General features: G+C 66.5%; 5 protein-coding genes. 4 read left to right on the top strand and 1 reads right to left on the bottom strand.

Going from position 1 to position 13,555, the window contains the following annotated elements:
* The first annotated feature begins 307 nt into the window (after positions 1 to 307).
* Entirely contained in the window at positions 308 to 4,330 is a 4,023-nt protein-coding gene (locus ACYOEI_RS33930; protein WP_462854556.1) for a PAS domain S-box protein, read from the top strand.
* A gap of 77 nt (positions 4,331 to 4,407) precedes the next feature.
* Here the strand turns inward: ACYOEI_RS33930 and ACYOEI_RS33925 are convergent, their stop codons facing one another.
* On the bottom strand, positions 4,408 to 5,196 hold the full coding sequence (locus ACYOEI_RS33925) for a hypothetical protein (protein ID WP_462854555.1): 789 nt from the start codon (positions 5,194 to 5,196) through the stop codon (positions 4,408 to 4,410).
* Positions 5,197 to 6,048: 852 nt separating this feature from the next.
* On the opposite strand from ACYOEI_RS33925, the gene ACYOEI_RS33920 reads away from it, so the two are divergent.
* The 3 genes from ACYOEI_RS33920 (at position 6,049) to ACYOEI_RS33910 (ending at position 13,480) form a co-directional block, all read left to right on the top strand.
* Positions 6,049 to 6,615: a sigma-70 family RNA polymerase sigma factor gene (locus tag ACYOEI_RS33920; RefSeq protein ID WP_462854553.1), complete on the top strand. Its 567-nt coding sequence runs from the start codon at positions 6,049 to 6,051 to the stop codon at positions 6,613 to 6,615.
* Positions 6,602 to 10,081 carry a protein kinase domain-containing protein gene (locus tag ACYOEI_RS33915; protein ID WP_462854552.1) on the top strand — a complete coding sequence of 1,160 codons (3,480 nt, stop codon included), beginning with the start codon at positions 6,602 to 6,604 and terminating at the stop codon, positions 10,079 to 10,081. Before ACYOEI_RS33920 ends, ACYOEI_RS33915 begins: the two co-directional genes overlap by 14 nt.
* Positions 10,082 to 10,438: 357 nt before the next feature.
* Entirely contained in the window at positions 10,439 to 13,480 is a 3,042-nt protein-coding gene (locus tag ACYOEI_RS33910; RefSeq protein WP_462854551.1) for a sigma-70 family RNA polymerase sigma factor, read from the top strand.
* Positions 13,481 to 13,555 lie beyond the last annotated feature (75 nt).

The raw sequence follows: 13,555 nt of genomic DNA, 5'->3' as shown, positions 1-13,555 counted from the left end.
GGGCGATAGCGTAGTCAATAGCGACGCACTCTGCGGAAGCCCACCCCGCCGGCCTCGAACCAGGCCGACTCGGGGGAGGGTTCCCCCTCGACTCACGACCCAAGCCCCCGAATCCGAGCCACCAATCACCACGCCGAGGAGCTCCAGGGCCCCGCGGCGAGCCGGTCGGTGTCGTGGGATTTGGGCACGGCGAAGCCCCCGACCGAACGAACGAATTCCCTGACCACGCATGATGAAGCCGAGCGGATCGCCTATCAGCGGCCAACAGGACGCGCCAGTCGACCTCCTCGCGGTCGAGGACGCGCCCATGGAATCGGCTTCGATCGGCCGGCTCCTCGCGGGGATCGAGGCCAAAATCCTCAGTGTCCGGCGCGTCGAGGAGGCGCTCGAGCCGCTCGACGAGACTGAATTCGCCCTCATCCTGATCGACGTCCGTTCGCTTGGCGATTGTGCGATTAAGGCCGCGAGGATGATCCGAGGCCGAAACCGGTCCAAGGACACGCCGATCCTCTTCCTTGCCGAGCGTGACAACACACCAGACTTCTCGGTCAGGGACGCTCATGCCCTCGGCGCGGTCGACTGCATGATCGGGCCGGTCGACCCGGAAATCCTCCGGTCGAAGGTGCGGATGTTCCTCGACCTGTTCTGGCGGACTCGGGCCGCCGTCCATTCGGCCTGGGACGCTCGCGAGCGGCTCGAGGACGTCCTCTCGACCGTCAACGACATGTTCCTCATCCTCGACCGCGACCTTCGCTACCTGTACGTCAACGACAGGATGGTCCGGTCGAGCGGGATCCCCAGGGACAGGCTGCTCGGCCGGACGCTCTCGGAGGTCTTCCCGGACATGGCCGGGAGCCGCCTCGAGCATGAGCTCCGGCGTTCGATCGCGGAGCAGGTCCCCGTCCGCTTCGAGTTCTACGACACCTCGTCCGACCGCTGGTACGACAACCGCACGTATCCTTCCGGCAAAGGGCTCGTGCTCGTCACGACGGAGATCACCGACGCGAAGCGGGCCGAGCAGGCGACGCGGCGCCAGGTCGGGATGCTCGACGCCGTCCTGAGCACGTCGGTCGACCACATCTACCTCTTCGACCGCGAAGGGCGCTACGTCCTCACGAGCGAGGGGGCCGCCCGCTTCCTCGGGCTGTCCCGCGAGGAGATCGTCGGCAGGTCGTGGAGAGAGCTGGGGCTGCCGGCCGACGTCATGGACTCCGTCGACCGGCAGCGGGAGCGGGTCCTCGCCTCGGGACGTTCGGAGCTCCACGAGGTCAGCTACCCCGGCGCGGGGGGCGTCCGGCATTTCGAGTACTTCGTGACCCCGGTGCGGGACGACCGGGGCGAGAACGCCTGGGCGGTCATCGTCTCGCGCGACATCACGGACCGGAAGCGGGCCCAGGTCGAGCTCGAGGAGCGTGAGGAGCGGCTCCGGCTCGCCCAGTCTTCGGCGAACATCGGCACCTGGGATTGGGACCTACGGACGGGCAACTTCGCCTGCTCCGAGGCCGTCTTCACCCTCCTCGACCTCGACCCGGGAGAGGTCAGTGACGACGGCCCGGCGTGGCTGGGACTCATCCATCCCGAGGACCTGGCCGAGACGCTCTGCCGGATCGACGCGGCCGTCACGGGCGGCGGTGAGTTCTCCGCCGAGTTCCGAGCCGCCCGCCGCGACGGCTCGTACCGCTGGATCGCCTCGAAGGGGACGGTCTATCTCGGCGACGACGGCAAGCCCGCTCGGTTCCTCGGGGTCAGCTCCGACGTCACCGAACGGAGGCGTGCCGAGGACCGACTTCGTGAGAGCGAAGGCCGGTTCCGACTGACTGCCGACCACGCGCCGGTGCTCATCTGGACCTCGGGCCCGGACAAGCGCTGCACGTGGTTCAACAAGCCCTGGCTCGAGTTCACCGGCCGCACCATGGAGCAAGAGCTCGGGGACGGCTGGGCCGAGGGGATCCACCCGGACGACCTCGCGCGGTGCCTGGAGGTCTACACGACCCGCTTCGACGCGCGGGCCCCGTTCACGATGGAGTACCGCCTGAGGCATCGGGGCGGCGAGCATCGCTGGATCATCCACAACGGGATCCCGCTCTACGGCGCCGTCGGCGAATTCGCGGGCTACATCGGCTCCTGCCTCGACATCCACGACCGAAAGCTCGGCGAAGAGCGACAGAGGCTCCTGGCCGAAGCGGGCCGGATCCTCGGCTCGTCGCTCGACTACGAGGTGACGCTCGCGCAGGTCTCCGAGCTCCTGGTCCCCGACCTCGCGGACTGGTGCGGGCTCGACCTCCTCACCGAGGACGGCGAGCTCCGCCGGCTCATGGTCACGCATCGCGACCCCTCGATGGTATCGCTCGCCAACGAGTACCGGAAACGCTACCCACCTCGTCCCGAGGACCGCACGGGGCTCATGGCCGTCCTGCGGACCGGCGAACCCTCGCTCCGTCGCGAGATCACCGACGACGAGCTCGTCCAAGGCGCCCAGGATGCGGAACACCTGGATCTGCTCCGCGCCATGAACCCAAAGTCGTTGCTCATCGTGCCGATGATCGCCCGGGGTCGGACCCTCGGGACGCTGACCTTGATCGTCTCGGAGTCCTCGCGCCGATTCGGCCAGGACGACCTCCAGCTCGCCCACGAGCTGGCCTCTCGGGTCGCGCTTGCGGTCGACAACGCCAAGCTTTTCTCCGAGGCCGAGCTGGCGGCGCGGAGGCGAGAAGAAGCGCTGAATCTCCACCGGAGCGTCGAGCAGCAACTGACGATCCTCCTCGAGGCCTCCGGCACCTTGAGCGCCTCGCTCGAGCTCCGCTCGGTCCTGGCCGCCGTGCTCGACCTCTCGAGCCGCCTGATCTCGGCCCACGCGTATGCCGTCTGGCGGTACGAGGCTTCCTCCGGGCGCTGGGGGATCGCCCACGGCTCGGGACTATCGAGCCGATACCAGGAGGAGTCGATCCGGGTCCTCGCCGAGACGCCGAAGATGTCCGACTCGCCCATCGTGGCCGAGGACGTCCTGGCCACCCCCGCACTCGGCGACCGCGAGCGGGCCTACGAGCGCGAGGGGATCCGCTCGCTCCTGGCGGTCCCCCTGAAAGTGCGCGGAGAGGTGACCGGAACGCTCGTCTTCTACTATCGCAGCCCGCACAAGTTCTCCGAGGTCGACCTCCGGGTCGCCACGGCGCTCTCGAACCTCGCGGCGTCCGCCATCGGCACGGCCGAGCTCTATGGGACGCTCCAGGTCAACAACCGGCGGAAAGACGAGTTCCTCGCGATGCTCGCCCACGAGCTTCGCAACCCCCTCTCGGCCATCTCCAACGCCGTGCAGGTTGCCCGCCGCACCGACGACCGCGAGGGCCGCGAATGGTCGCAGGAGGTCATCGACCGCCAGGTCCGGCACCTCTCCCGGCTGATGGACGACCTGCTCGACGTCTCCCGGATCACCCGAGGCAAGATCACCCTCAAACGGACGCTCCTCGACGCCGGCCCGGTCCTGAAGACGGCTGCCGAGTCGGTCCGGCCGCTCATCGAGGAGAGGAAGCACGAGCTCACCCTCGACCTTCCTGCGGGGCCGCTCTGGGTCATGGCCGACGCGACCCGGCTCGAGCAGATCGTGGTGAACCTGCTGACGAACGCCGCCAAGTACACCGAGAGCGGCGGCAGCCTTGGCCTCTCGGCCCGCGTCGAGGGAGACCACGTCGTCTTCGTCGTGCATGACAACGGCGTCGGCATCGCCCCCGAGACCCTGCCCGAGATGTTCGAGCTGTTCGCCCAGGGCGACCGGACCCTCGCCCGCAGCGAAGGAGGGCTCGGCATCGGGCTGACCCTGGTCAAATCCCTCGCCGAGCTCCACGGCGGCCGAGTCACCGCCAGGAGCCCGGGGCCAGGCAAGGGGAGCGAGTTCACCGTCCAACTCCCCGCCGCGGCTCCCGCCGCCGAGCCTCGAGGCCCCGCGCAACCCTCGGCCCCCGTCGAACGCCCCACGCGTCGCGTCCTCGTCGTCGACGACAACGAAGACACCGCGCGGGGCATGGCGAGATTCCTGAAGCTCCTCGGCCACGAGGTCCGGACCGCCCACGACGGCCCCGCCGCCGTCGACGCCGCCCAGGCCCAGAAGCCCGACTACATCCTCCTCGACATCGGCCTCCCCGGCATGAGCGGCTACGAGGTCGCCAAGCGACTCCGCGAAGACGACCGGTACCGCGACACCGTCATCATCGCCGTCTCCGGGTACGGCCAGGACGAGGACCGCAAGAAGTCCAAGCAGGCCGGCATCGACCACCACTTCGTCAAGCCGGTCGACCACGACGCCCTGTTGAAGATCCTCGTCGAACACGGATGAGCCCGATCCCACCGCCGACGATCCGGCTCGATGGTCTGCGAGGCGTCAGGTCTCGATTTCGAGCCAGATTCACGTGCCTATTTATACAAAATATGCACAACAAATAGGTCGCCGCCGTCCTTCGGGGGCGTCGAGCCGGAGTATCGGACGTCGACATCCCCCTGACTGAAGAAGCCGGCGTACCCCCTTGATGGCAGGCCGTTGTCGAACCAGACGTCGACGACTTTCTTGATTTTCACGCGAAAGTTCTCCTGCACCCAATCCATGTCGAGGACCGCGATCCCGCTCTCCCCGTCGAGAAACAGTACGCCATGACCGGGCTTTTTCGGCATCTTGTGGCCGAGCGGGAGGTCGCCGCCGGGGGGAGTGTCGCGATGCAAGGCCGAGAAGACGTAGCACGTGAGGGTCACGACCTTCAACTCATTCGCGCGGAACTCCGCAAGCTGCGTCTCGAGGCCGTCGATCTTGGCGATCAATGATTTCGAGTCGGGGGACAGCCCGTTGAGCATGTTGACGACCTCGATCTGTCGACGTCGTTGATCCGTCCCGAGCGCCTCGACATCCTTTCGCGCCGAGGCCACATCCCGGACGAGTTGCTCGAACTCGCGCGAGAGATTCGCCCGATCGGCGTCGAGGAACCTCACCCGGTTCTTCGCCTGGCCGACCCGATCGAGGACCTCCGAAGTGGCGCGGTCGAAATCCTCGAGGCGAGACCATAACGCCTTCGTACGCTCGTCCGCCGACCTCATGACCGCCGCCGCCTCGTGCCTCGCGACCTGCGCGAAATCGCCTGATCGCCAAGATCGAATCTGATACCAAAGTCCTCCCATCACGAGCAGGTTCGCGACGCCCAGGAAGGACAGCATCGAAGCCGATCGCTCGGATCTTCGACGTCCAACCTCGCTGCGATCTCGAGCGGCGTCTGAATCAACGGTCATAACAAACCCATCCTCGTGTCGGCATCGAACCCCACCCCGACGCTGGCGACGAGATCACGCGACCGCCCCGACGCATGACCCGGTGTCGCATCAATCGGCATTCGCACATCCATAGATATTCAATTACACAACACCCATCTACTGCTTAACACTCTTTTATCGCCTAAATAAATTAATATGTTAGAACAAAATGTGGCATCCGGGTGTCCACGCGAATCGAACGTTCCCTCCACCACATCTCCACCAGCATACGCGCCCCTTCCTAGGAGGGTTGCGCCCATAAAAATGATGAGGATTCGACCTGATACAAGGCGACATAGGCATAAAGCTCTCGCAAGAAATCCTCAACAATCCTATCGTCGATCTCAATAGAAAGCTTCATAACATTGCCACTCGACACGCGATATTAAGCACGTTTCTCCCGCGAAAGCCGAAGACCCGTCTTTGCTTGCTCGAGTCTCTTCAAGGGCCTGCCAATTCAGGATATCCCGAGAGCCATGGGCGGCCAAACGAACGGATTCCGGACACATTTTTCCTTTTTCGATCGCCAAGTTTTCTCATAAGATACACTCGGCGGACGAATATCGTTTCGCCGTAACCCCCTAAGCCTCCTAAGACGACCCGGGCAGGCTCGTTGTCGATGCGACTCTCGCGTCCTCGGCGTTCGCATGCTTGAGGTTGGCCTGCCGACCTGGAAAGGGCTTTCTCATGGGAAGCGACTCGCCCACCATCTCTCCCGATAGCTCGGATGTCATTAAGCGACCAACGTTTCCCGCCGAGATGGACGCCGAAACGTTTGGGGTCGCCTTCGAGTCCTGTCGAAACGAGCTTCATCGCGTGGCGGGGGCCGCCCTGGGGAACGATTTGCGGGCCAAGGTCGGCGTCTCGGACGTCGTCCAGGATACATTCCTGGCGGCCTACCATAATATCCAAGGGTTTCGCGGCTCCAACATGGCGACCTTTCGTTCGTGGCTCCGCACGATCCTGCAACGGCGGATCTCCGACGCGGCTTGCCACTTCCGGCGCCGGAGCAAACGACGGATCGACCGCGAGTTCTCGCTCGACGCCAGGTCCCCTATCGCCGACCAGGCCTTCCAGGCAGCCACCACCTCGACCTCGCCCAGCGGCCACGCCGTCAAGGCCGAGGAGCGGCAGGCGGTCCTCGTCGCAGTCAAAAGCCTCCCCGAGAGCTACCGAGACGTCCTCATCTGGCGCTATTGGGACCGACTGGACTTCGACGAGATCGGTTCCAGGCTCGATATCTCCAACGACGCGGCGCGGAAACGGTGGTCGCGGGCGTTGTTGAAGCTCAAGACGGCCCTGGAGACCGATCATGGGCGGGGATGAGTCGACGGGCGAGACTCGCCCGCCGTCTCTCGACTCCGCTCGCTCGCCCTTAAGCCACTCCGGCGCGGTTGTGAACGCATCGCGACGCGACGACCTCTCGGGGTTGATCGACGACTCCGAGGCTCTCCAGGCCCTGCAGTCCGACCTCGATTGGCGTGCCACTTCCGAGCGATACTCGGTTCCGGACCAGGTCGGTCGGTTCGAGATCCGTGGAGAGTTGGGGCGCGGGGGGTTCGGGGTCGTCTATCTCGCGAGAGACCCGGTCGCCGGTCGTTTCGTGGCGTTGAAGGCCCCCAGACCCGAGGTGATCTTCACGCCGGAGATGAGACGTCGATTCGTCCGCGAGGCGAGGGCCGCCGCATCGCTGGACCACCCGAATATCGTCCCGCTGCTCGAGGTGGAGGAGACGGAGCGGGTCGTCTACATGGTCTCGACCTATTGCCCCGGCCCCACCCTCGCCGCCTGGCGACAGGCTCGGGAGCAGCCGGTGCCGTCTCGGCTCGCGGCCCAGCTCGTCGCCGAACTGGCCGAGGCCGTGCACCACGCCCACGACCGTGGGGTCCTGCATCGCGACATCAAGCCGAGCAACGTCATCCTGGTCGACGACGGCGATAAGCTCTTGCCTCGGCTGACGGATTTCGGCCTGGCCAAACTCCTGGGCGTCGACCCGAATGACGACGTGATGGACGCCGAGACCCGCCCCGGCGGTTGGCTCGGCTCTCCTCCCTACATGGCCCCCGAACAGGCCTCGGGGTCTTCGGATGGTGTTGACGTCCGGACCGACGTTTATGCCATCGGAGTCGTCCTCTACGAACTCCTGACCGACCGGCTCCCCTACCAGGGCCGGACCTCGACCGAGACGCTGCGACTGGTCGTCGAAGCCGACCCGGTTCGTCCCCGAATCCTCCGCAATTGGCTGCCCCGAGACCTGGAGACGATCGCTTTGAAGTGCCTGGAGAAGGCACCGGGGCGACGGTATCCCTCCGCGAAGGACGTCGCCGACGAACTCAACCGATACCTGGTCGGCGAGCCGATCCACGCTCGCGCACCCCGCCCCTGGACCAGGGCCCGGAGCTGGTGCCGACGGCACCCCGTCGCCACCGTGGTCGGAATCTTCGGGATGCTCACAGCCTCGTCCTTGCTCAGCCTGGTGCTCTGGTGGGGCTCGTGGATCCGCCACTACAACGGCGTCCTCGAGCGAGAGGTCGCTCGCGCGAACCACGAGTCGCAGGCCGTCCAGGAGCAACGTCGGCTCTCTGACAGGCACCTCTTCGCCGCGAACCTTCGGCTCTCGGGCCAGGCCCTGGCGGCGGGCCAGCCCGAACGAGCCCAAGATATTCTCAACAACGCGGCCACCCTGGGACGGGGCGACGAACCTCGGCGCTTCGCCTGGAAGGTGCTGTACCGGGAAGCAACCCGCGAGGTCGTTCAGCTCTTCGAGTACGACCTGAACATCGACCCGGCGAGCGACGTGAGGCCGAGGATCGGCCCCGATGGCGTCGTCACCATCCCCTGGGACCTCGCTTCCGTCGCGCTCGGACCCAACGGCCGGGTCGCCACCGCCGATCGAGGAGGACGGATCCGGCTCTGGTGCCTGACCGAAAACCGCGTCCTCAGCTTGCTCGCCGAGGACGCGCCCGCCGTCCAACGACTCGTGTTCTCGAACCGAGGCGACCGCCTGTCGGCCATCCACCTCGACCGGTCGGGCAAGGCTCCCCATCTCGTCGTCTCGACGTGGGAAACGTCCACGGGCCGGCGGCTCGTCCGATTCCCGTTCCCCCCCTCCGAGACGTTGCACCCCTTGTCTTGCGAGCCCGACACCTCCTTCTTCGCGGAGGGCCGGCGACTGGGTGCGGTGACGTGGACGCGAGAGGAGGCGATGACGATTCAAGTCTGGGAACTCGACATCCGCGGCCGCCAGATCCGTCGCCTCTGGTCCCTCGACGGCCTGGACGCGGCCGGCTTCGCACCCAACACGGAGACCGCGATCGTCTGCCGCGGCGAGACGCTCTCGGTCCTCGACACGGCGAGCGGGACCGTCATCCGGGCGTTGCGGCTCTCGACGCCCCTGAAAGGTCCGCTCTGCATCGCCCCGGACGGGACGCGAATGGCCGGGGTCGACCCCTCCGAGACCATCCGGTACTGGGACGTCGCGAGGCGCCGCGAGGGGACGCATCGCCCCGGGCGGCCGACCACGGCCATGGCGAGCTCGCCCGACGGGTCGAAGATCGCGGCCATGGATCGTTTCGGCATCCTCGCCCTGCACGAGTTCGACAGGGCAAGGACGGAGTGCCTCGACCCCCGAGTGCCAGGAAAGCCCTGGGAGCTCGAACCCGGAGAGACGCGAATTCGATTCTCGCCCAACGGAGCGGCCGCGGCGCTGGGGGTCAAGAATCAGGTCATCTTGTGGAACCTCGAGGACATCAGGTGGCGATTGAACCCTCCGGTCCGGAAGATCCTGGCCTCCCACTCGGCCCTGGACTTTCTCGAGGATGGCCGTTCACTGCTCGTCTCCAGCGGCGGGTTCTTACGTCGTTGGAATTTCGTGCCCAAACGGGGAGCGTCGATCTCGTTGGCGGGCGACAGTCGCGAGGTCTGGAGTGTGGCCTTCTCGCCCGACGGCCGAATCCTCGCGACGGGCAGCGACGACATGAACACGATCGAAACCATCAAGCTCTGGGACGCGGAGACGGGGCGTAAGCTGAAGGCCTGGAAAGGGCACACCTCGACGGTGAGCGCCTTGGCATATAGCCCGGACGGGCGGACCCTGGCCTCGGGGAGCCTCGCCCGGTCGGACAACATCACGCTGTGGGACGTCGAGACGCGACGTCCCACGATGGCCCCCTGGACCCACGCACGAGGCGTCCGCAGCCTGGCCTTCAGCCCCGACGGCCAGACCATCGCCTCCGGCGGAGTCGACCGGATAGTGCGGCTCTGGGACGTGACCCGAGGGACATCGAAGGGGGAACTCCTGGGGCATTCCGACAAGATCCGGTCGGTGCTCTATTCGCCCGACGGCCGGACGCTCGCGTCGACCTCGGAGGATGCCACCGTGCGTCTCTGGGAGACCGCCACGAACCGCGAGATCGGCAGGCTGCCGCACGGCACAGAGGTCGCCACGGCCGCCTTCTCTCCCGACGGGAGCCTCCTGGCCTCGGGAGACAAACAGGGGTCGATCACGATCTGGAACGTCGCCTCCCGGCGACGAGTCCGCACGATCCTGGGAGATGATTGCGAACTCCGCGGGCTCGCCTTCGCCCCCGACGGCCAGACCATCGCCGCGGCCGGCGTCGGCGGCGTCGTGCGACTCTGGGACGCCGAGACCGGGGATGAGCACCTCAACCTCGGCGCCGGCTCAGGAGCCCCCGTCAACGCCGTCGCCTTCGATCCCCGAGGCTCGAAACTCGCCGTCGGCGACCACTCGGGAGGCATACGCCTCTGGAACGTCTCGGACAATCCTCGCTGATCTCCACCGGGCTCTCACTGCGTGAGGATTTCACCACAAAGGCACAAAGGCGAGGAGCCGGAGAGAACCAATCCGCTTCGGACCCGCTTCGATATTTCTTTTTGTACTTATGTGCATTTGTGGTGAAGCCCTCTTCCGGCAAGGCCTCGGTAGTGATCAGCGACATGTCTCCGAAATCGAATTTCGAAGGAGTGTGGTGGCGGTTCGGGGAGAGGGGTCGGCGTTTTCGGCGGCAGAAACCCGGTGTTGAAGAAAACACCGGGTTTCGAAAGACATCCTCGAGAAAAAAGCGGGAAGGTTTCCTCGGCTTCGTGCAAGTTAGGGTGAGGACGAACCGGGGCGAGGGACCTGAAGGCCATGTCGGGAGGAGAACCATCCGCGGTGTACCGCGACGTCGGTGCGCTCTTTGGGGCGGGGACGGCCGCGGGACTCAGCGACGGCCAGTTGCTCGAACGGTTCCGGAAGGGGCGTGACGCGGCGTCGGAGGCGGCGTTCTCGGCCCTGATGGGTCGGCACGGGCCGATGGTCTGGGGCGTCTGTCGGCGCGCCCTGGACGACCCCAACGACGCGGCCGACGCCTTCCAGGCGACGTTCCTGATCCTCGTCCGCAAGGCCTCCGAGGTCCGGGACGATTCGCTCGGGCGTTGGCTCTACGGCGTGAGCCGGAAGGTCGCCGCGAGGGCCAGGGCGACCTCGGCCCGGCGATCGGCACGCGAAACCGTGGGTGTCGAGGCCGTCGCCGCGACCGCCCCGGAGCCTGACCCGGATCGGGCGGAGCGGCTCGAGGCGATCGACGAGGCGATCGCGCGGCTGCCGGAGAAATACCGCGCGGCGGTCGTGCTCTGCGACCTCGAAGGGATGCCGCATGAGGCTGCCGCCCGGCAACTCGGCTGCGCGCTGGGGACGGTCGAGAGCCGTCTCTCGCGGGGCAGGGCCCGGCTCCGCGATCGCCTGATTCGTCGAGGGTTCGCCCCCTCGTCGGCGCGGGCGGGAGCCTTGCTCTGGGCCGCGACAACCTCGGCGGCCGTGCCGAAGGCGTTGGCCGATTCCACGACCCGGGTCGCCACCCGGGTCGCGGCGGGCGGAGTGGTGGCCGCGGGGGTCACCCCGACGACCGCCGCGCTCACCGAAGGAGTGCTCAGGATGATGTTCCGCACCAGGCTGAACGCGACCATGGCCGCCGTCCTCGCGGTCGGCACGCTCACCTCAGGGCTTGGCATGCTCGCCCATCGGACCGTCGGGGCCCCGGCGCAGGAGGGCAGGGCAGGCGAGATCGCGAAAGAGCCGCCCGCCTCGAAAACGCCAAACGCGGCCGCTCCGGCGACCTCCGAACGGGGTGAGATCCTCGCGTTCGGCGCCGACATCTCGCGCACAGCTCCCCCCGACGCCTCGGCGGGGATGATCGCCATCGATCCGGCGACCGCGAAGTGGCGGCCGATCACGAAGGGGCTCTCGCAAGGGCCCCTCTCGCCCGACGGCCGGTTCCTGGCCTATTCACGCGTCGGCCAAGGGCTCGAGAAGGACGAGGAAGGCATCTGGGTCGATGACCTGAAGGGCCAAACACCCCCGCGACGGGTCTTCGAGCAAAAGGGAGTCGTCTCCTGGTGGCCCGACGGACGACAGGTCGTCATCACCACGCCGGTCGGCGGGCAGTGGACCGAGGGGATTTACGAGAGTTGGCGCATCGCCTTCGATGGCTCCGCAAAGACGAAGCTGCCGATCCCCGACACCGAAATGGTCCTCGACTGCTCTCGAGACGGCTCCTGGCTCGCGACCCGGACCGACCGTGCCTCGACCGGCCATCGCGGCCGGATCACGATCGTCCATCCCGACGGGACCGGCGTTCGACACATCACCGAGGGTTCCGCCAAGGGAGATCTCCTCTCGCTCTGCCGATTCTCTCCCGACGGGCGGACCCTGGCCTACGTCGAGTTCTCGCCGCGGAACCCGCAAGCGAAGCCTCGACTCTATCTGGTGGATATCGAAGGCAAGTCCCGACGAGAGCTCTCACCCCCGTTCGAGTCTGGCGCGATCGTCAACATCGGTTGGTCGCCCGATGGGATTCGGCTAGCCCTGGGATTGATGAGTAACCAGACGAAGCAGGGAAAGATCCTCATCACCGACCTCGAAGGCAAGATCCTCCGGACCATCGCGTTGTCGCCCTTGAACCACCTGATGCTCTATGACTGGCGCCCTGGGACAATCACCTCGGCCGCGACGTCACCCCGGAGAATCCTCGACGAACCGTCGGCCAAGGCAACGTCTTCACCGTCACGGGCCCGGTATCGGGCGCTGGTCGAGGAATACGAGCAGGCGTGGAAACACCTCAGTGAGTTGAGAGTGCCGGCGAAGAACAAGCCGAAGCCGGACCGGGCCTCAGCGGATGAGATCACCCTTCCTCCACAAATTGATCCGCCTCATTCATACGCCCGCAGGTTCCTCGAAATCGCCGAGTCCGCCCCCGACGACCGGGCCGCCGTCGATGCCCTGGCCTGGGTCGTCGAACATGGGTTCGACGGGCCCGAATTCACGCGAGCCGTCGAACAGCTCGCCAAACGTCACGCCGACAGCCCCAGAGCGTTCCAGGCGGCCATGGCCCTCGGCCACTCGACGTCGCCCTCGGCGGAGACCCTGTTCCGCGCCGTACTCGACTCAACCCGGCCTCGAGGGCGAAAAGGTGAGGTCTCCCTGGCCCTGGGACGCTACCTCAAGCACCAGTCGGAGCAGGTCCGGCTCCTCGCGGACGACCCCGACGCGGCGAAGTCGTGGGAGGCCCTCTACCTGGCCAATGGCGCCGACATGGACGCCTTCAAACGATTCCGCGAGAGGGACCCCGACGCCTTGATGAAAAAGGCCGAGGCGGCGTTCGAGCGTACGATCGCCGAATTCGACGACGTCGCAGCGGACGGCGGATCCACGGCCGGCAAGTCGGCTCGCCGCGAGCTCGACGAGATCCGCAACCTCCAGGTCGGCAAGCCCGCCCCCGAGATCTCGGGCCGGGATGTCGACGATCGACCCTTCTCCCTGAGCGACTACCGAGGCAAGGTCGTCGTCATCGACTTCTGGGCGACCTGGTGCGGGTCCTGCCAAGGGATGAATCCGCTCGCGAAACGGATGGAGGGCAAGCCGTTCGCCCTCCTGGGCGTGAACAGCGACGACGACAAGGCCAAGCTCCGAGACCGCCTCAAGGCCGACGGCATCACCTGGCGGTCCTGGTGCGACGGCGGCGACGTCAACCACCCCGGACCGATCGCCGAACGTTACAACACCTTCGTCCGCCCGACGATCTACGTCCTCGACCCCCGAGGCATCATCCGCGCCAAGTTCCTCGGCTCCGTCGCCCCGAAGCGGTTGGACGCCATCGTCGATGCCCTCGTCGCCGAGGTCTCGAACCGTTGAAAGCCGCGGTCGACGTCGCACCGAAAACGCATTCCCGTACGGGAAATCGACACACTCGACTTGTCAAACGAGCGA

This window comes from Singulisphaera rosea (genome assembly GCF_054877945.1).
The sequence above is the reverse complement of the archived record's forward strand: the minus strand, read 5'-3'. Positions and strand labels throughout refer to the sequence as shown.